Source organism: Nostoc sp. FACHB-892 (genome assembly GCF_014698795.1).
Classification (GTDB): Bacteria; Cyanobacteriota; Cyanobacteriia; order Cyanobacteriales; family Nostocaceae; genus Nostoc.
Window position 1 is genome coordinate 99,428 of record NZ_JACJTR010000017.1, and the last position, 18,772, is coordinate 118,199.

The window sequence follows — 18,772 nt, forward strand, 5'->3', positions numbered from 1 at the left end:
TCATGGTATGTAACTCTGAGCGATCGCCCTGTTTTAGAAAAGTTCAAGAATACAAAAAAAGCGGCGAATTTTAATTGTTCTAGAGCATTTTTTCCAAGAACTGCTTGGCGCGATCGCACTTAGGATTTTGGAAAAACTCCCCAGGGGTACTATCTTCTGCTAAAATTCCCTGGTCGAGGAACATAATCCGATTAGCAACTTCTCTGGCAAAGCCCATTTCATGGGTAACGATCGCCATTGTCATTCCAGATAGCGCTAAAGCTTTCATCACTTCTAGCACATCTTTGACCATCTCTGGATCTAACGCAGAGGTGGGTTCATCAAACAAAATCATCTCAGGTTCCATTGCTAATGCCCGAGCGATCGCTACTCGCTGTTTTTGCCCCCCGGATAGTTTGGAAGGATAGACAGACGCTTTTGGCTCTAAACCTACCTTGGCAAGCAATTCTAAGCCATGTTGTTGTGCTTTTTGCTTGTTGATTCCTTTCACCTTTATCGGTGCGTAGGTGACATTTTGCAGCACATTCATGTGGGGAAACAAATTAAAATGTTGAAATACCATCACCAATTGCTGGCGCACCTTAGCGATATTCGCCTTGGGATTGGTGATTTCTTGCTTGTGAAAGTAAATTCTTCCTCTGGTGGGTTGTTCTAGCAAGTTTATGCATCGCAGAAAGGTAGACTTACCTGAGCCAGAAGGGCCTAGTATGGCAACCACTTCCCCTTGATAAAACTCAGTAGAAATATCTTTGAGTACGTCGAGTTTACCAAAGGATTTACATAAGAATTCCGTGCGAATTACTACATTATTCACTTTCCCGTAACCTCCTTTCTAAAGCGGATGCACCCAAGGTCATACCCATTACTAAAACATAGTAAATTAACCCTGCAAATAGCAGTGGTTCAAAATAAATATACTTATTTGCACCAACGATTTGGGCGCTGCGTAATATTTCCACCACCCCAATCGTTGACACTAGCGCGGAATCTTTGAGTAATCCAATAGTTTCATTTACCAATGCTGGCAGAATGTTCTTCAATGCTTGGGGTAAAATCACATCCCACATCATCAACCAATAGGGAACACCCATAGACATCGCCGCTTCACTTTGCCCTTTATCCACCGCCTGAATTCCACCCCTGATGGTTTCTGACATATAAGCACCAGAATTCAGGGTAAAAGTTAGCACCCCAGCCTGCAATGCTGAAATGTCATAGCCTGTAAGCTGGGGTGTTGCGTAGTAAACCAACGCCAACTGTAATAACAAAGGTGTGCCTCGAAAAACAGAGGTATAGGCGTTAGCAACCCAGGTAAGCGGCTTGATTCCGATAATTTTTAATAGAGACAGGATTGTTCCCCAGATTAAGCCCAAAGATACAGATAATAGCGTAAACAACAAAGTTAAAGGGATTCCCCGAAGAATAAAGGGAATGTCTGGAAGAATTCTGGTGAAGTCGAGATTCAATCCACCTTTGGCAGGAGTTGATAATGCAGGCTCGGCGGTATTCTGTGAAAACCACTTGGCTACAAGTTTATTCAATGTGCCATCGTTCTTCATTTGTTGAAGGACTTTGTTAAACGGTTCTACTAAAGAAGAACCTTTAGGAAAAGCGATCGCTGATCCACTTGCTTCCTCTGAGGGAATTGTATTAAATTCTAAATCTGGGTTAGCTTGGGCGAATCCCTTAGCGACGGTATCCTCAATAATTGCTGCATCAATTCGCCCAGATTTGATTTCTTGAACTACTTCCGGGACTCTGTTGAGTTGCTTTAGCTGAATACCCGCAAATTTTTTAGCTATTTTCTGAGCATTTTGTTCCTGTATCGTTCCTAGTTGTACCCCAACCTTTTTTCCTAATAAGTCTTGGGGCTGCTTTAAGTTGCTGCCTTTAGGAGCGACAATGGTATCTTTAGCTTCGTAATAAATAATTGAAAAATCAATATTCTTCTGACGTTCTGGAGTCGGAGTCATCCCAGCCATTACAAAGTCAGCGCGATTTGCTTGGAGTGCAGGAATCAATCCATTAAAATCAGATTCCATTATTTGAAGTTTAAACCCTAGTTTTTGAGCAAGGGTTTTGGCAATATCTATATCAAAGCCAACTATTTGGCGATCGCCTCCTTTCGTATCATAAAACTCATAAGGAGGGTAATCTGGGGAAGTAATCATTGTTAGCGTGTCTTTACCTAAAGATGAGACAGCTTTTAGAGAATTACTATGTCCGATGATGCTGATTACTAATGCTACAACTAGTATGGTTGATAGCCATATTTTCTTTTTCTTCATGAACTTGATAATTATATAATTTCAATTCTGCACCTGAAACGCGTAAAATCGTGGGGAATTGAGGGGTGAAATTTAAACGCAGAGGAACGCGGGGGTAAGCGCAGAGGTACGCAGAGTAATGAAATGTTGTAATTAGCGAGTGTCAAATTCTTACTTTGGTCGCCTCCAACAACTTAACGCTGGCATAAATAGCATCAATATAAGGTGTGGGAGTTTGAGTGAGTTTTCCCAATTCTGCGACTGCACCAACAATAGCATCTATCTCCGTTGTGCGTCCGCCTTCAATATCTTGTAGCATAGAGGTTTTATGGGCACCCACATTTTCTGCCCCATTAATTCGCTGTTCTAAAGTGATGCCAAACTTTATACCCAAATTTTCAGCGATCGCTTGAGTTTCTGTCATCATTTGCCGTGCTAGTTCACGAGTGAGGGGATAACGGCAAATATCCTCTAGAGTAGCACCAGTCAGCGCACTGATCGGATTAAACGCCACATTTCCCCACAACTTAATCCAAATTTCTGTGCGAATTTGATTGCGGATTGGTGCTTTGAATCCTGCCCGTTTGAGAGTTTGTGCCAATAATTGGATGCGTTCGGTTTTAGTGCCGTTGATTTCACCAAGAGTAAAGCGATCGCCTTCAATATGCTTAATCACACCTGGTTCAATTATCTCAGTTGCCGGGTAAACAACACAACCGATGGCGCGGTCAGCACCGATACTAGCTTCAATAATCCCATCTGGATCAACAGATTGAATCCGCGTACCTTCATACTCACCGCCATACTTGCGAAAGTACCACCAAGGAACGCCATTTTGGGCTGTTACCACCATCGTGTGAGCATCGTAGAGTGCCGGGAGAGAAGGAGCGATCGCAGGCAAACTGTGAGCCTTGAGAGTTAAAATTACTACATCTTGTACCCCTGCTTCCTGAATCTCGCTAGTTGCTAGAGACGGAGTAACAATTTGGCCAGAACCATCTGCCATCAGCAACTTCAACCCATCTTTTTGAATTGCCTTCAAATGAGAACCACGCGCAATTAGCGTCACTGCTTCACCTGCCAACGCCAATTTTGCTCCTAAATATCCACCGATGGCACCCGCGCCAACAATACAAATTTTCATCCTCAAACAGGTACGCTTTGCATCGCTTTCAGTAGGTCTTGATGAACAGATTTTGAGGCAGCTATTATCAATCCAGGCAGGCTATAGTTTCGACAAGTATGCAGTGGCGGTAAAGTCGAACCGTCCAGAGTAGTTACAATGCAGCCAGCCTCTCTTGCAATAAAAGCAAGTGCAGCACCATCAATAAATTTACCCGATTTGATGACTGCTCCACTCAAGTCGCCACTCAGAATACCATTCAGGTTGGGAATTTGAATATCACTAGAATAATCAGTCTCTATATCGATTACTTGATATCGATCTTTTAGTAAATGTGCGATAAAATTCATTCCCCATCCCAACAAAATAGAAGGTTTGGTGGATGTTATGTGTAATGGGGCACAGGTTTCTAAACTCATCTCCAGAGTCCCTTTAAAAGCACCTTCACCTCGAAGGGCGTAAAAATAAATATTTTGGGCAGGGGAAATAGCGAGTACTGCTTCAAAGTCATCTGAATTTAGAATACTGAGAATAATTTGATAATTAGAATGCCCATCCATGTAAAACTTAGTACCATCGATTGGATCGAGTGTGACTAAGTAATCACCTTCTAAACCGAGTTCGGTAGCACGAAAATACTTGGTGTTGTTAGAACTTTCGTACTCTTCACCATAAAAGCGAATATCTGGGAAAGTGCCCAGTAGTACTACTTCTACTAAGTTTTGAATCGCCACATCCGCATCAGTAAGCGCAGCACTAAAAAAGTTTCCTTGTTCTTTAGCAGGAAGTGCAGCAATTTTTGGTTGAAGAAAACGGGCATAGCCTGCTGCTACTTTGAGATGGGGGAGTAAAGTCTCCAAAATCAGTCGAGTAGTAGGTGTTATGGGCATTGCAGCAAACTCCTTTTAGAAGTAATCTACCGTTGGCAGGACGATAGAATTCTATATCTAAACAAAATTACGGTATCATTTTGACGCAATGATACCATCGTTGTTATATTACTCTAATCTGTGTATCTGGTTAAGCTTTAAATATAAAATCGATGGATGCACAAATTCATCCATCGATTTTATATACCCCAAATTTTATTCGGGGTTTTATGCATCACTTCTCATAAATTTCTGCCAAGAGAAAGATTAAGGATGTAAAAGCAACAATAATTTACATCCAAACTTCTAATACCTAACTTTTACGCTTCTTCAGAATTCTCTCTTTTATGTCCTGGGGATGCTTCGTAAAGTGCATCGAGATGTTGACGCGCATCTTCAACGTTAATCGAACGCATTACCAAAAGTGGCTCTTTAATTAAGTTGCCCGCGTTATCTAATAATTCTGGATGGGGTACAAACTGTTTTTTTGATGAATAATAACCATAGCTGCCTTGATTATTCACTGACGAGGAATTCGTCGGATAAGTTCGCTCCCGATCAAAACTGAACATGATCAGGTTACGAATCAAGTTGCCAACAGCTATAAATGCAAGGATTGTAAAAGCAAGAATGTAAAGTAGGTGTAACATTGAATTTTCCTCCAGGACAGCAATTTTTAAAACTTTTATCTTTTATTTTGTAACGTTTTGTCTCGCCGACACTGTAACTTACAGTTAGGACAAGCATTTTTGGCACTCTTTGTGCGCTTACATTTATATGGAGCTAATTGTCAACCGTTATTCCACTTACGGTAGCATAGGATACATTACTTTGTTAATCCAAATAATGTTAAGAAAATCTTAAGAGATTTGTACTATTTCTTTAATGAATGGGTTATTTGTCATCTGGTGTAGACGCAAAGAGGTAAGTCAGGTAGCTTTGCTCCGAATTCATTCAAAATTCAAAGTCAAGGGCAAAATATAGCAGATACTGCCATCAACGATTTATGCTTCACGCGTTTGACGAAAGCGCATTGCCACATTCCAGCATTCTGTTACTAATTCATGCCAAGGCATTAACGTTGCCATATCAATCCCGACTTGTTTATCAGTAGCATTAAATAGCATCTTTGCCGTACTTAGTTCATCTTGCGCTTGTTTAACACGTAAGAGCAAGTCAGATTTTTCTTGGTCACTCATAAATGATAGCTGTTCAGTTTCGAGTAAATGGCGCGATCGCACAAACCAATGATGAAAATCTTCCAGCAAGGGTTCTAAAACCGTTTTCAGCAACTCAGTCCCTGGTAAATTTGAGTCTGACATAAATGAGAAGCATATTTCCAACTTTCTTACTAATATTAACCTTATTTACGTTTCTTAACATATTTCTTATTAATTATTTATTTTATCATTTTAGAATATGTACAGTTATGTAACAAAGGATACAGAATTTATTATATAATCTTCCTAATGGGTTTGTACAGATCCTTTAGAGAGGCGTCTATAGGTATAGCTGAAGAAGAACCACTAAATCTGCATATTCAGTGGGAGGCTTAAATTCTTTGATTCAGACGCTCTCTACATTCGCAAAAGCGTGTCGCAGACACCTTCTTTTTAAGACGCTAAGAGCGAACGGGCTGCGTTTGCCAGTACTTCGACAAGCTCAGTAACCATCAGACTCCAATTCATGCTGAATTCTGACTCCTGAATTCTTTCTTGAATAAAGCTGAACTGGCAAAAACCAAAGTCGTTATAGTTGAATAAGCCTACAGATTTAGATAAATCACCTTTTGTAATCACTTCGCCAACGGTTCAGCAGCCAATGTCGTCAAATTCATCAAATCAGTCACAACAGTCAGAACAAGTTGAAAAAATTTATTTACCGCGTACCAGCGAATCGGAGAACTTAAAGAAGATTCGCCACACTGCTTCCCATGTAATGGCAATGGCAGTACAAAAGCTGTTTCCCAAGGCGCAAGTTACAATTGGCCCTTGGATTGAAAACGGTTTTTACTACGACTTCGACAATCCAGAACCATTTAGCGAAAATGATCTCAAAGCCATCAAAAAAGAGATGGTGAAGATTATCAATCGCAAATTGGCGGTTATTCGAGAAGAAGTTAGCCGCGAAGAAGCCGAACGCCGGATTCAGGAAATTAAGGAACCTTACAAGTTAGAAATCCTGGCAGATATCAAAAACGAACCAATCACGATTTACCATCTGGGCAATGAATGGTGGGATTTGTGTGGGGGGCCTCATCTGGAAAATACCAGTGAATTAAACCCCAAGGCAATTGAATTAGAAAGCGTTGCTGGCGCTTATTGGCGTGGGGATGAAACCAAAGCCCAACTACAACGCATCTATGCCAGCGCCTGGGAAAGCCCAGAACAACTCGCTGAATATAAGCGACGGAAAGAAGAAGCGCTGCGGCGAGATCACCGCAAACTTGGTAAGGAATTGGGTTTATTTATATTTTCTGACCAAGTGGGGCCGGGTTTACCTTTGTGGACACCCAAAGGTACTTTGTTGCGGAGTACTTTAGAAGATTTCCTTAAGCAAGAACAGCTAAAACGGGGTTACTTATCTGTAGTAACACCTCACATTGCCAGAGTAGATTTATTTAAAACCTCTGGACATTGGCAGAAATATAAAGAAGATATGTTCCCCTTAATGGCAGATGATCAAGAATCGGCTGCACAGGAACAGGGCTTCGTTATGAAGCCGATGAACTGCCCTTTCCACATCCAAATATATAAGAGTGAGTTACGCTCTTATCGAGAATTACCTATGCGACTGGCGGAATTTGGTACTGTTTACCGCTACGAACAATCAGGCGAATTGGGCGGTTTAACGCGGGTGCGCGGTTTTACTGTGGATGATTCTCACCTGTTCGTCACCCCAGAACAGCTAGATAGCGAATTCCTCAGTGTAGTGGACTTGATTTTGTCGGTATTCAATAGTCTGCAACTAAAGAACTTTAAAGCTAGACTGAGTTTCCGCGATCCTACTAGTGATAAGTACATGGGTTCCGATGAAGTTTGGGACAAAGCCGAAGGTGCAATTCGCCGTGCAGTTGAAACCTTGGGGATGGAACATTTTGAAGGAATTGGGGAAGCGGCTTTTTATGGGCCCAAACTTGACTTTATCTTTAGTGATGCCCTAGATCGGGAGTGGCAATTAGGAACTGTGCAGGTAGATTACAATTTGCCAGAACGCTTTGAGTTGGAATACGTCGCTGAAGATGGTGTTCGCAAACGTCCAGTGATGATTCACCGTGCGCCTTTTGGTTCGCTAGAACGGCTGATTGGGATCTTAATTGAAGAATATGCCGGCGATTTTCCTTTGTGGTTAGCGCCAGTGCAAGCTAGGTTACTCCCAGTGGGTGATACACAGCTAGACTTTGCTAAAGATGTGGTGGCGAAGATGAGAGCGTTGGGCATCCGTGCAGAAGTTGATACCAGTGGCGATCGCTTGGGTAAACAGATTCGCAATGCAGAGAAAGAAAAAATACCCGTGATGGCTGTGGTGGGAGCTAAGGAAGTGGAAACAAACACCTTAAGTATCCGTACCCGCGCCTCTGGGGAATTGGGAGTTATCTCTGTCGATGAGGTGGTGGATAAAATGAAAGATGCGATCGCTAAGTTCGAGAATTTCTAAAATCTAACCGCAGACGCACACTAATTATATTTGGTGTGCGTTTTGTTTAGTTTAATTATGCCAAACAGTTGTGAAGTTGTGAGTAAATTTGGCTAATATCCAGCTTTCTACCAATAAAAACTGTCTGATTTTTAGGTGGAGTTTGCCATTCATCACCATGTAAGCTATAGCGAAGTCCACTCATCTGAAAAATATGGCGTAACTCACTATCACTAAACCACAAAATTCCCTTAGCTCGAAATACATCTTGTGTCATTCCTTCGGTAAGAAAATTCTCAAATTTATGCACATCAAATGGTCTATCAGTTTGGAAAGAAATCGAAACAAATCCATCATTTTCTAAATGATGTGAGTGATGTTCGTGATGATGATGTTCATGATTATGATCATGATGATGCTGTTCATCCTCGTGAGTATCTTCCCCATCATTAGCAATATACTCATCTTTTGGAGTTAAACCTACATCTAAAATTAATGCTAACGCCACTTCTCCATGTTGGGTGTGCAAAATTTTCGCACCATTTTTTATATCATTGATAAAATTTTCTACGCTTTCTAGTTTTTCTGGAGTAACGAGGTCTGTTTTATTCAAAAGAATAATATCTCCGTATGTAATCTGTTTTAAAGCAGCTTCGCTCTCAAAATGAGCTTCATCAAATGATTCAGAATCTACTACAGTTATAATCGAGTCTAGGTTTGTTAAATCCCTTAATTCTGTTCCCAAAAAAGTTAAGATAATTGGCAAAGGGTCAGCAACACCAGTTGTTTCAATGACTAGATAATCAATGCGGTCTTCTCGTTCTAAAACTCGATAAACTGCATCAACTAAATTATCATTGATAGTACAACAAATACAGCCATTAGTTAGTTCGACCATATCTTGGTCTATAGAAATTAGCAATTGGCTGTCTATATTAATATCACCAAATTCATTTACGAGTACGGCAACTTTTAAATCTTGTTTGTTTTTGAGAATTTGATTTAGTAGCGTAGTTTTGCCACTACCTAAAAATCCTGTGATAATCGTAACAGGCATTCCCTGTTTAGGAATATCAAAACTTGGGCTTGAAGTCAATGCTGTTAGTTGAGCCATAATCAATTCAACCTCCTGTAAATTCAAAATTGTTAGTAGTTAGTTTTTAAAAGTCTTACTAACCAAATTTTTACTTCCCTATTCCCGGCGTGGGTTTAGTGTAGACTAGGGTTTTTGGTCAGCCTGCTTGTAGTTCGTTGAGCCTATGAGAAAAAGCTACACTTGGCTTTACAATAGCTGGGACAATTTTCTCACAAGCCATTCTCGCACCCGATAAATTCCGTGCTGTTGGCCCCACAAGCATTGCAGCCAAGCCACCCATGATGAATAGTTCACAACTAGGCCAACGCAGACAAGTATCTAAAACTGGCAAACCTTTAACAATTTTGATCGGGTAAGCCGCTAAAATATCTTTTAACAAGGGTTCAGTGGTGACATCGAATTTAGTGCCAGTGGAAAGCCAAATATAATCGCACTCATCTTGATTACCATCGCTACATTCCACACGCCAATTTTCACCTAACCATTCGGCTTTTACTACTTGACAATTTTCATTAATTCTGATTTTACCACGACGCGTTTGTTGCCGTAGTTGGGTAGCGATGTCTACGACGGGCTACGCCTACGCAGGTGTCATAGAGCCACCATTTCTAGCTTGCTGAATCATCGTTACCCGTTGCTCCCAATCCGGTTGAGCAAAAAATCCCTTTAGGTACTTTGGCCCTAACCAACCCGGTTCAGCATCAAATAATTTTTCTGATAAATTACGCCGAATCATCAAATGAACCTTTGCGCCGCGAGAAATAGCACCCACTGCCAAATGTCCACTCGTCAAGCCACCACCCACAATCAATACTCTCTTACCCATCAACTGCAATTTTCGTAAATCAATCGTTTGGGAGTGGCAAAGTCTATCTTGTGGGTAGACTGTCTGAATCTGGTTTACCCAATCAGGGATTTGAATTTGAGCGTTACCCGTTGCCAACACTACCCGCCGGGCAATGATTTCTTGTCCGTCTTGCAAGCACAACCGGAACCGAGAACGTAAATGATGAGAAAAGGGTTCAATACTCTTGACTGCTAAAGGAATAACTTGTTCTTGCAACTGCCAAACTCGAATTACATCCTGGCAAAAATCCTCAAATAATTGCGTCCCTGGTAAATCATAGGGGGGAAATAACTCATCAGGACGAGATTCTGCAAATTTCCTTAAAGCAAAAGCGTTTGGGTCGGGATGGTGGACGGCAGGGGAGCGTAAATGAGGAATTTCTAAAGCTTTAAATTGGTGTTCCCATTGACTCATCCATCTGCCACTAGGGTCAAATACTAAAAATTTCCCCTTGATTTTTTGCCGTTTTTGCAGCAGATGAGTAGTCAAGGTCAGAGCATGAGGCCCAGCACCAATAATCGCCAAGTCAATTGTTGCAGGAACAGTAGTCGTAAATTGCATTACTGGAAAAACAATCTGGCTTTTATGATAATAGTTATCATTCTATATGGGTAAGCTTAGACCAGCAAGGTAAAGTTTTTCGACATGACTCGCAATACTAACCCTTGACTCAGCTCGTGTTCGTCATCAAGGGCAATTATGATACCGTTAATCTGCCACGCTTCTGGCTTTTGCTTTGGCGCTTCTTTTGCACTCGCCCAAGGTAGATAAGCCCCAACTCTTGGAGACGCTCTTCGCGTTCGGGGAAGTCAAAAGTCGACAGTAGGATAAAGGGAAAAATGAAAAAGAGCGATCGCTTTTTAATTATTCAAAATTCGTAATTTATAGGACTTACGCATAGGTAACGAAAAATTAAACCACAGATGCACAGCAAACACGGGGTAATAAGAGTTTGAGAGGTATTTTGCGTAAGCCCTAATTTATTTAGAATCGCTATATTATAGTTCAATTAACTTGAAGCCCCAAGGTTTGAGAGCTGCTAGAGCTAGTTCTGGATCTACGCCTTCATAAACCTCCCATTCCAATGGATGCTCTTTAGGATGTCCGTCGCCGACATTACCTGCAACTTTGATTATCGGACAATTGGCGATGCGATCGCGCTCCAACCCTCTTGGAATTGCTAGTTGGATTTTGTGACCGATAAACTTTGCTGTACTCTCATTAGCTACAGATTCACGGATTAAACAAATATCACCAGCAGTGCCCCAAGTAGTTTGGTAAATGTGGAGGAACGATATATAGGTAGCTGGTTTGATGGATCTTTTGAGAACGTGCATTATCTGTAATCCTTACACTATGAGTCAAAAATCATAAATCATACAAGTATTTTCTATCACGTTCGTAGGGAAGAATGTTTTTAATTAACATTTTGCACCTAGCCCAGGTGATTATAAATCGTCTGGTAGAATATAGCGGTTTTCAGTTAGTCCAATAGGTTTACGCTCTCCAAATTTAGCGTTAGCTTTTGAAAATGATGTCGTATAGTGACAGCAGAATCTCCACCACAATTAGAATCACCACATACCACTCTACTCGCTGGCTACTGCTATGCTGCATGAACTCCAGCACCGTTTGTGCAGTTTGGGCAATTAAATCTAGTTTGCGTTCTAGGGCATGGTGACGTTCACGGATTTCGTATTCATCCTCCAAGCGCAGATATAAGTTTTCTAGCTGTGGGGATTCCCAGAGTAACTCCGGCTTATCGATAATTTCTACTTGACCGACAATCTTATGTTGAACTAATAAAGTAGTCCCAAGTTGACGTAGTAATTCCCGGCTCTGGCGTCTACTCCTGTTTTCACGCTGGAGACTAGCTGCAAAGGGTTCAATTTGATCAAATACACCCGCTAGACTGGTTTCATAGTGAGACAGCACAACACTCTTGGCGAGAATATCAGCCACTATCTGCAAGCGTTCTACACTAAATTCATGCAGCGAAATTGTTCCTTCTTTAACTCGCTCACTTTCTGCTACGTTGAGATGAATTTCTACCTCTTCTGTTTCTGGGTTGGCGAAAGAGCCGCTAACTTGAGAGGATAGTTTAGTCAAAAAGGCTACCTTTTCCACAGGCTCAAGGTTAAACAGGACAACTGCACCATAGTTGAGCAGTACCGCACAGCCGTGTTCACCGACTGAAACTATTACTGGCATAGTCGCCAAGCAAACGTAATTCTCCAAGTTCTGTAAGTTAATATTTTTACCAAGGAATAGGGCCTGCGCTCTAAATCTATCTCTATCATTAAAAAGGAGTTTTTGCATTGTCGCCCTATGCTCTATTCTGCCTGCTGAACTGCTTAAGTAGCGATGTCTACGACGGGCTATTCGGCGTCGCAATTCATATCTGTTGTTGAAGATCGCTACAATCTCAGCTTACCAAGAAATCTATCCAGTACTACCTTAGTACGCATCACCGTAGTTTTGAAGTAGAGGCTTCGATAAAATCTACAATGCAACACTTGAGCATCAGGGTAATTGCCCCACAGAAATCATCCACGCGGATATCCAGCTAAATATCACAAATCTGCCAGCCTGGTTTACCCAATCCAACTAGCATACATCAGGTTTATGTTTTATACTCATTTTAGCCTGATAATAAAGGGTTGAGAGTTCTTACTTTGGAGGAACCTTAACGAACTTATAAGTGTTTGCTAGTGGCATATTTATCTACCACTAAGTTTAAGGATATTGGCAAAGCAATCAAAATTTTTGATGCTGACCAAAACTTTACTATTAGTATTAGAGGCTTAATGTTACATTTACTTCTGACTTCTCTTGGCATCATCGTTTATTTAGCATTTGCAAGATGTTTATTTAGCCAATGGTTATTTTTCTTGATGGATGATAAAGAAATGAGTCCAGAAAAGCGCTTTTTTTCTAAGATAATTTTAGTTTTAATCACTATTTTCTGGCCAATAATAGTACCATTTGCTTATCTAGAATTATTGAAATTTCATCGCAAATATAATAAAGAGATTGATTTATTGAGAAATTAGCTGAAGAAATGGTTAGGTCTGATATAGCGATTCTCGGCCCTTATGAGGTACAAGAACCCCTCCCCTCAAGCTTCTTATTCAATCACCGGAAGCATCTTTTTCATAATATTTGAGCAATAATATAAACATGATTTTCAGGATATTGGTCATATTCGAGATGGCGGCAGGTGCAATGATGCTCCGCCAGAATTTGCAGGAAAGTATCTACGCCCAAAGTGCTGTACTCAAAGTCCTGACCTTGAAATGCTCCTGAAATCTCGCTGCTTGTATGTCCACCGCCACAAGTGAATAGAAGCACTCCATCGGGTTCAAGTGCATCGCATAGCTTTTTTATCACAGGCACTTGCCTGTTGAGTGGCAGATGAAAAGTGCTGTCCCACGCTGCAATCAGGCTATAAAGTTTTGGCGGCAGCCAATTACAAATGTCTTCCCGGTAAAACACGATTTCTGGATGTAGGCGCTGGGCTAAATTGATCATTTCACTAGAAATATCAAGTCCTTCAGGCTGAAATCCATGCTTGGATAAGCTGTTAATAAAACGCCCGCTACTTCCACACCCGACATCAAGTGCTGCGTGCTGCTTAAAAGTAAATTTGATCGCTCGTTCTAATTGGGCAATCCCGTAGGTTGAATCTTGATGCTCAGTTTGCCACCATTGGGCAATTCGGTCGTAACGGGCAGATGTATCATTTGGCTCCATAGAGTGACCTCATAAGTGCGGATGAAGATTTTCAGAGCAATTAAAATCTTTCCTCACTCTACATACAAACTACGCGATCGCCCCTAACGATCTCAAGAACGATCTCAATGTCGCTTTTTGAGCGTTCGTTAATCCCCTTGCCCCTTGAATATTCATAACTTGATACAGCAGACACTCATTAACGTCCGAATACAGCGTCCGGTTACGACATCCCACAGCTTAATTATGCGATCGTCACTGCCACTTGCCAACCGTTGACCATCGGGACTAAAGTTCACTGACCAAACACAGCCTGTATGCTTTGTTAAAACCTGTAAGCACTAACCAATCTGCACATCCCACAGGCTGACCGACACGCACAAAGATCAACTCAACGCTGACCTGCTTTCATTCCTCTAAGACTGACTGAATAATTGCTTTTTTGTCAGCATTTAGTTTCGATATCTTATGTGTGTAGCCCCTGAAAATTCCGGGGTAGGGAGTTATTCTGTGCAGAGTCTACTTTTACTGCTTACCCGGATTTTCTGAGGGGATACTAATGTTGCTTAATCGATTAGTATGAATAAATACTTTTGAAAACGATAAGACTAATCAATACGGCAAGACCTAGCGCTCTCCGAAAATAATTAACGCCTTGAAATAATTCCAGCCACGCCCAAGTAAACAAAGAGCCGATTGCTACTACGTCTAATGCTGTATTGATTTTGCCGCTTGTAAAAATTAGGGTTAGTGAACTACTTACTATCCAAACAATAAGCGGTAGATTGGGCATCTGAGCTATAACAATATTGCCATCGTTGTCGCGGAAGGTTTTATCAACCAATGTATTTTGCGTCATTTTTAATTACTACCTAGCTACAAACAAATAATTAACTTAGAAAAACAACTGGCTCCTCTCTTAAGAAGAGGTTTGTATCTAAGTTGCAAATTTATTAATAATATTAAAATATTCAAAACTTTCTTTCCAAGTGTCTAATTGCTGAGATTAGAGCGAAAAAATATATTCATATATGACTATGTTGAAAGGCATACTTATATAAAATCCGTCAAGATATCTATCGGAAGTATTTTGCCATCTGGAGCGATGGTGATCATACTTGCTCAACGTATGAGGTTTAGTGCGGTGGCTAAATCTTTGCTCCCGTGAGGTAATTACCATTATTTTTATCCAGCATGGTAGTAATGGAACTATGAAGGATACGCGAGGGTTACATTTGTTTAGCGATATCCTCTGGCTGTCTAATTACTATATAGAACAGCTCATCGTATTTGCAAAAGCTTTTAAAGGTAAAGATTTATAACGAAAACAATTGTTTGGCGTAAAATTTCGAGATGGGAAGCGAGAGAAAAATAGAGATTCACTTTTGCTTTTGCAGTCTCAAATGCATCATCCCGAACAAGATAAACTAGATTCACATCTACTACAACTGGCTATTTCGGCTCAACAATACCCACCGCGATCGCTAGAACGGCGACTCGCTTTAACAAAGCTGATTAATGGTATTGTGCGCTCCTGTAGGCTTTGCCATCCACAAAAAAGCCAATTTTCAGCTGCTGTCTATGAAAATATTTATGATGAGGCACGTCAGGAACTCTTACTTTATATTTGTGAGAAAATTGACAAATACGATGCAGAACGCGGTAGTGTCATGGCGTGGGTCAATGTGCTTTTAGAACGGAGGTTTTTTAAAAATGCTATTAAAAAAGTTCAGAGTTCGCCAAATATACAAATAATAACAATTACTGACCTAGATAATTTTATTGCCTCGCCGGAAGAACCAAAAAACCTTACAGATATCCTAAAAGAATGTATAGAATCAGATCCAGAAAATCTTTTTAAAAATGAATATATAGAAAAATTTCCTCAAGTCAACTTTCAAGCATTAGCGACACGACGACTATTGGGAAAATCCTGGAAAGATATTTCTACGGAATTTAAAATAAAAATTCCTACAGTCAGCAGCTTTTATTACCGATGCATAAATAAGTTTTCTTCAAAGTTAAAAGAGTATTGTGTTAGTGATGTAAATTAAATCAGAGATTAATAAATGATGACATACTGTTCAGAATCTTTAACCTTTACCGTCCCTATTAGTTTGTCAGATCGTACATTAGCAGAACAGTTTCGCTTTCAGCATAACAGTCCAGAAAAAGCCAAGCAAGTTTATCTCAATACTTTAGCGGTATCTGCGGTAAAATTCTACCTTTGTTGCATGGGGGTTGAAACAAATTGGTCAGCAAGTTTAAGTTGGAACTCAGCAATACAAACAGTAATGAATGTCGCTGATTTAGAAGTTATTGGTCAAGGTAAGATCGAGTGCCTTCCAGTGTTACCAGGCGAAAAAGTGATTCATATTCCACCAGAAGTTTGCTCAGACAGAATTGGCTATGTAGCTGTACAGCTTAATGAATCCCTAAGAGAAGCAACTCTATTAGGATTTATTAAAATGGTGACCGAATGTAATTCAGTACCTCTAAGTGAGTTGCGATCGCTCGAAGAGCTGATCGTCCAACTGAGTGAAGCACCTGAACAAGAAAAACAACCAATTCATTTGAGCAAATGGTTGATGAATGTTGTTGATGTAGGTTGGCAAAGGGTTGAAGCAGCCGAGCTAGCTTTTGGATTTAGGTCTGCTGAACAAACTTTAGCTGAAAACCTAGCAGACAATTTAACTATTAGTGTGCAACAAGGTATACTCTTGGACTTAGGGCGACAACCAGAAAGTAAACCAATCGCTTTAAGAGTTGGACTGATACCCACTTCTGAGCAAGAAATAAATATTTTTGTGAAAGTGTGTCCAACTGATAACCAAAAGTATCTACCAGAAGAACTTAAAATAATGGTGTTGGATGATTTAGGCACTGCTGTGATGCAAGCTACTGCCAGGAGCACCAAGAGTATTCAACTAAACTTTAGTAGCGAACTAGGAGAGCATTTTAGCATTAAAGTTGCCTTGGGTAATGTCAACTTTATAAAGTTTTTTACAGTCTAAAAATCAATACCAAGGAATATTACCAAATAAGGCAGAGGGCAATGCCGCAGGCTTTACGACTACGCTCAGTGCATCGCCTGTTCTCTACCTGTGACCAAAAGGAACTTGGGTTTAAAACCCCGCCGTTATACGGCGCTTATAACCCATCTAATTATTCCTTCTGGCTCCTGCCTCCTTCACTAAAATCCTTATTTATCCTTGCTCTTTCAATACTTGAGCTGCTAGCAACGCTAATGCTGCTGTACCAGCGATCGCACCCCACTGAAGAACCGGATTTTTTTCTAGCCAGTCGGAAACACTAGGTATAACCAAGTGACTATAATCTCCGTTAACTCTGTCGTCTTCAGCAACAGGTTCGTAAAAATTATTTGATGCATCTTCAGATTTCGGCTCGGAACTATGCTGTAACTTGAAGCCGATAAGCAGTAACAGTGAATCTACTAATGGTGGTGAGACGCGCTGTACCAAATCTAATATTTTAGCTACATCCCCAACTAAGTAGTCACGAGTTGGATGTTCAGCTACGTAGAGGATGGCATCAGCTACAAGTTTAGGCTCGTAGTAAGGTGGTATCCCGGCAGGCTTTACGCCTAATTTCGTCCGACCATTGTTCCAGAAGGGACTGTTAATCACCCCTGGCTTTACACTTGTAACACTGATAGGCCATTTTTCGTGTTGCAACTCAACGCGCATCGCTTCGATAAAACCCTCGACCCCATGCTTGGCTGCCGAGTAAGCACTTTGGTAGGGGAGCGATCGCGTACCTTCCACTGAAGAGACATGGATTAATGCCCCCCGTCCTTCACGCTTCAGATGGGGTAGGGCTGCCATTGCACCATACACCTGTCCCATCAGATCGACATCAATAACATGCTTAAACTCTTCTGGTGTTGTATTGTCGAAAGTCGCAAAGATACCGATAGCAGGGACATGTACCCATGTATCGAGTCGCCCGTAGACTTCCACAGTTTTATCTGCAATCGCCTTAACTTGGTCAAATACTTGCACATCAGCTACGCAATAAGTTGCCTCGCCGCCAAAGCTGCGAATTTCTTCTACTAAAGACTGTAGCTTCGATTCACCACGAGCCGAGACTACCACTTTTGCCCCGCGTCTAGCAAACTCAAGAGCTGTGATCCGTCCGATACCACTGGAGGCTCCAACGACGGAAACAACCTGTTGATTGATTGGCTTTAATTTCATAAGTAGTTACTCCTTAAAAGGGATTGGGGATTGGGGATTGGGTACTGGGGATTGGGAATTAAAATTCATTCCTAGAGTCCCTAGTTCCCAGTCCCCATTCACAAATGACAAGCAAGAAACTGGTTTAATGCGTCGGTAAATAATTCGGGACGCTCGACTTGGGGTAAGTGGCCACAATTGGGTATCAAAGCTAGGTGTCCTTGCTTTAGACGGCTGACTGCATCTTGAGCTTGGTAATTTGGCAAAACTAAGTCATTAATACCCCATACAACCAGGGTAGGCATCTCTATCTTTGGTAGGTATTCAAGTGCTATCTGCTTCTGTCCTAAAACATATAGTTGAGAACGCAGTATAGATAAATTGGCTTCTAGGAAGCCTGGAACAAGCCCTAGCCGCTCTTGTTCTGCTAACCATGCGTTGGGAACTTGCAAGGGATTGGCAAAAAGCAACGCCGCCCGTGACCAAGCCCTTTGCTTTGCGCCCAAAGGTGTTTTGCTCCAGGCGATCGCTAACTCTCCATACCAGGGCAAAGTCAAATTTGACAGAATTGGGTTGACCACTTGGCTAAATCCCATACTGTCTACCAGTACTAATGCTGGTACACGTTCGGGGTTTGACAATGCATAGCGCAAAGCAATCAAACCACCTAAAGAATTACCTACTAATACTGCCCGTTGAATTTCTAAAGCGTTGAGAAAATCGGCTAAGAATTCTGTCAAAAATTCCAGCGAATATTCACGCTTGGGTTTAGCACTATCCCCGGAACCTGGGAAATCTATGGCTATGATACGATGTTTAGCTCCCAAGGTAGGTATTACCCAAGACCAATCTATAGCGCTATCACCGACTCCATGTAGCAGCACTAACGGTGGATCATCATTACCGCCACTCAAGTAGCGAATATTGAGTCCATTTACATTTATTTGCCGCTTTTCAAATCCCATATCCACAGTTGAGTTACTCCCAATATTTTGAATTTGTCATT

At 41.2% G+C, this 18,772-nt stretch carries 18 protein-coding genes and 1 pseudogene; 4 read left to right on the top strand and 15 right to left on the bottom strand.

Going from position 1 to position 18,772, the window contains the following annotated elements:
- Nucleotides 1–79: 79 nt before the first annotated feature.
- The 6 genes from H6G96_RS21740 to H6G96_RS21765 all read right to left on the bottom strand — a co-directional run bounded on the left by H6G96_RS21740 (nucleotide 80) and on the right by H6G96_RS21765 (nucleotide 5,581).
- Nucleotides 80–814: an ATP-binding cassette domain-containing protein gene (locus H6G96_RS21740; RefSeq protein WP_190913377.1), complete on the bottom strand. Its 735-nt coding sequence runs from the start codon at nucleotides 812–814 to the stop codon at nucleotides 80–82.
- Nucleotides 807–2,288 (bottom strand): ABC transporter permease subunit, encoded by a 1,482-nt coding sequence (locus H6G96_RS21745; protein ID WP_190913378.1) that lies wholly within the window; start codon nucleotides 2,286–2,288, stop codon nucleotides 807–809. The genes H6G96_RS21740 and H6G96_RS21745 overlap by 8 nt, the downstream gene beginning before the upstream one ends.
- A 142-nt stretch (nucleotides 2,289–2,430) precedes the next feature.
- Nucleotides 2,431–3,411 (bottom strand): 2-dehydropantoate 2-reductase, encoded by a 981-nt coding sequence (locus H6G96_RS21750; protein WP_190913379.1) that lies wholly within the window; start codon nucleotides 3,409–3,411, stop codon nucleotides 2,431–2,433.
- Between the two features lie 2 nt (nucleotides 3,412–3,413).
- Nucleotides 3,414–4,280: an inositol monophosphatase family protein gene (locus H6G96_RS21755; RefSeq protein WP_190913380.1), complete on the bottom strand. Its 867-nt coding sequence runs from the start codon at nucleotides 4,278–4,280 to the stop codon at nucleotides 3,414–3,416.
- A 299-nt stretch (nucleotides 4,281–4,579) separates the two neighbouring features.
- Nucleotides 4,580–4,909 carry a DUF2973 domain-containing protein gene (locus tag H6G96_RS21760; protein ID WP_190913381.1) on the bottom strand — a complete coding sequence of 110 codons (330 nt, stop codon included), beginning with the start codon at nucleotides 4,907–4,909 and terminating at the stop codon, nucleotides 4,580–4,582.
- Between the two features lie 354 nt (nucleotides 4,910–5,263).
- Complete coding sequence (locus H6G96_RS21765) at nucleotides 5,264–5,581, bottom strand: DUF2605 domain-containing protein (protein ID WP_190732537.1); 318 nt, start codon at nucleotides 5,579–5,581, stop codon at nucleotides 5,264–5,266.
- Nucleotides 5,582–6,080: 499 nt separating this feature from the next.
- Between H6G96_RS21765 and thrS the strand changes: the two genes are divergently transcribed.
- On the top strand, nucleotides 6,081–7,916 hold the full coding sequence (gene thrS / locus H6G96_RS21770) for a threonine--tRNA ligase (RefSeq protein ID WP_190913430.1): 1,836 nt from the start codon (nucleotides 6,081–6,083) through the stop codon (nucleotides 7,914–7,916).
- A 55-nt stretch (nucleotides 7,917–7,971) separates the two neighbouring features.
- Here the strand turns inward: thrS and H6G96_RS21775 are convergent, their stop codons facing one another.
- The 4 genes and pseudogenes from H6G96_RS21775 to H6G96_RS21790 form a co-directional block, all read right to left on the bottom strand.
- Nucleotides 7,972–9,009, bottom strand: coding sequence for a GTP-binding protein (locus tag H6G96_RS21775; RefSeq protein ID WP_190913382.1), 1,038 nt, complete (start codon nucleotides 9,007–9,009; stop codon nucleotides 7,972–7,974).
- Nucleotides 9,010–9,127: 118 nt separating this feature from the next.
- Nucleotides 9,128–10,399: pseudogene (locus tag H6G96_RS21780) on the bottom strand (FAD/NAD(P)-binding protein).
- A 437-nt stretch (nucleotides 10,400–10,836) separates the two neighbouring features.
- A complete protein-coding gene (locus H6G96_RS21785) occupies nucleotides 10,837–11,175 on the bottom strand; it encodes a hypothetical protein (protein ID WP_190913383.1) in 339 nt (112 codons plus the stop codon).
- 181 nt (nucleotides 11,176–11,356) lie between these two features.
- Nucleotides 11,357–12,157 (bottom strand): RMD1 family protein, encoded by an 801-nt coding sequence (locus tag H6G96_RS21790; RefSeq protein WP_190913384.1) that lies wholly within the window; start codon nucleotides 12,155–12,157, stop codon nucleotides 11,357–11,359.
- Between the two features lie 392 nt (nucleotides 12,158–12,549).
- Here H6G96_RS21790 and H6G96_RS21795 point away from each other — a divergent pair, with 392 nt between their 5' ends.
- Complete coding sequence (locus tag H6G96_RS21795) at nucleotides 12,550–12,891, top strand: hypothetical protein (protein ID WP_242063357.1); 342 nt, start codon at nucleotides 12,550–12,552, stop codon at nucleotides 12,889–12,891.
- A gap of 100 nt (nucleotides 12,892–12,991) precedes the next feature.
- Here H6G96_RS21795 and H6G96_RS21800 read toward each other — a convergent pair whose 3' ends face one another.
- The 3 genes from H6G96_RS21800 to H6G96_RS21810 form a co-directional block, all read right to left on the bottom strand.
- Nucleotides 12,992–13,591 carry a class I SAM-dependent methyltransferase gene (locus H6G96_RS21800; RefSeq protein WP_190913385.1) on the bottom strand — a complete coding sequence of 200 codons (600 nt, stop codon included), beginning with the start codon at nucleotides 13,589–13,591 and terminating at the stop codon, nucleotides 12,992–12,994.
- 152 nt (nucleotides 13,592–13,743) lie between these two features.
- On the bottom strand, nucleotides 13,744–13,869 hold the full coding sequence (locus H6G96_RS41490) for a hypothetical protein (protein ID WP_347242262.1): 126 nt from the start codon (nucleotides 13,867–13,869) through the stop codon (nucleotides 13,744–13,746).
- Between the two features lie 275 nt (nucleotides 13,870–14,144).
- Nucleotides 14,145–14,429: a hypothetical protein gene (locus H6G96_RS21810; protein WP_190913386.1), complete on the bottom strand. Its 285-nt coding sequence runs from the start codon at nucleotides 14,427–14,429 to the stop codon at nucleotides 14,145–14,147.
- 544 nt (nucleotides 14,430–14,973) lie between these two features.
- Here H6G96_RS21810 and H6G96_RS21815 point away from each other — a divergent pair.
- Both H6G96_RS21815 and H6G96_RS21820 read left to right on the top strand, forming a co-directional pair.
- Entirely contained in the window at nucleotides 14,974–15,624 is a 651-nt protein-coding gene (locus tag H6G96_RS21815) for a sigma-70 family RNA polymerase sigma factor (RefSeq protein WP_190913387.1), read from the top strand.
- Nucleotides 15,625–15,639: 15 nt separating this feature from the next.
- The gene (locus tag H6G96_RS21820) at nucleotides 15,640–16,584 is read left to right on the top strand and encodes a DUF1822 family protein (RefSeq protein ID WP_190913388.1); all 945 of its coding nucleotides are present in this window, start codon (nucleotides 15,640–15,642) and stop codon (nucleotides 16,582–16,584) included.
- Between the two features lie 192 nt (nucleotides 16,585–16,776).
- On the opposite strand, the gene H6G96_RS21825 is transcribed toward H6G96_RS21820, so the two are convergent.
- Both H6G96_RS21825 and H6G96_RS21830 read right to left on the bottom strand, forming a co-directional pair.
- Entirely contained in the window at nucleotides 16,777–17,787 is a 1,011-nt protein-coding gene (locus H6G96_RS21825; protein WP_190913389.1) for an SDR family oxidoreductase, read from the bottom strand.
- Nucleotides 17,788–17,885: 98 nt separating this feature from the next.
- On the bottom strand, nucleotides 17,886–18,731 hold the full coding sequence (locus H6G96_RS21830) for an alpha/beta fold hydrolase (protein ID WP_190913390.1): 846 nt from the start codon (nucleotides 18,729–18,731) through the stop codon (nucleotides 17,886–17,888).
- Between the last annotated feature and the right edge of the window lie 41 nt (nucleotides 18,732–18,772).

What these genes read in the sequence shown, in the direction of transcription:
- H6G96_RS21745 (WP_190913378.1), bottom strand. Translation starts at nt 2,288, where the DNA reads ATGAAGAAAAAGAAAATATGGCTATCAACCATACTAGTTGTAGCATTA.
- H6G96_RS21750 (WP_190913379.1), bottom strand. Translation starts at nt 3,411, where the DNA reads ATGAAAATTTGTATTGTTGGCGCGGGTGCCATCGGTGGATATTTAGGA.
- H6G96_RS21755 (WP_190913380.1), bottom strand. Translation starts at nt 4,280, where the DNA reads ATGCCCATAACACCTACTACTCGACTGATTTTGGAGACTTTACTCCCC.
- H6G96_RS21760 (WP_190913381.1), bottom strand. Translation starts at nt 4,909, where the DNA reads ATGTTACACCTACTTTACATTCTTGCTTTTACAATCCTTGCATTTATA.
- H6G96_RS21765 (WP_190732537.1), bottom strand. Translation starts at nt 5,581, where the DNA reads ATGTCAGACTCAAATTTACCAGGGACTGAGTTGCTGAAAACGGTTTTA.
- thrS (WP_190913430.1), top strand. Translation starts at nt 6,081, where the DNA reads ATGTCGTCAAATTCATCAAATCAGTCACAACAGTCAGAACAAGTTGAA.
- H6G96_RS21775 (WP_190913382.1), bottom strand. Translation starts at nt 9,009, where the DNA reads ATGGCTCAACTAACAGCATTGACTTCAAGCCCAAGTTTTGATATTCCT.
- H6G96_RS21785 (WP_190913383.1), bottom strand. Translation starts at nt 11,175, where the DNA reads ATGCACGTTCTCAAAAGATCCATCAAACCAGCTACCTATATATCGTTC.
- H6G96_RS21790 (WP_190913384.1), bottom strand. Translation starts at nt 12,157, where the DNA reads ATGCAAAAACTCCTTTTTAATGATAGAGATAGATTTAGAGCGCAGGCC.
- H6G96_RS21800 (WP_190913385.1), bottom strand. Translation starts at nt 13,591, where the DNA reads ATGGAGCCAAATGATACATCTGCCCGTTACGACCGAATTGCCCAATGG.
- H6G96_RS21810 (WP_190913386.1), bottom strand. Translation starts at nt 14,429, where the DNA reads ATGACGCAAAATACATTGGTTGATAAAACCTTCCGCGACAACGATGGC.
- H6G96_RS21815 (WP_190913387.1), top strand. Translation starts at nt 14,974, where the DNA reads ATGCATCATCCCGAACAAGATAAACTAGATTCACATCTACTACAACTG.
- H6G96_RS21820 (WP_190913388.1), top strand. Translation starts at nt 15,640, where the DNA reads ATGATGACATACTGTTCAGAATCTTTAACCTTTACCGTCCCTATTAGT.
- H6G96_RS21825 (WP_190913389.1), bottom strand. Translation starts at nt 17,787, where the DNA reads ATGAAATTAAAGCCAATCAATCAACAGGTTGTTTCCGTCGTTGGAGCC.
- H6G96_RS21830 (WP_190913390.1), bottom strand. Translation starts at nt 18,731, where the DNA reads ATGGGATTTGAAAAGCGGCAAATAAATGTAAATGGACTCAATATTCGC.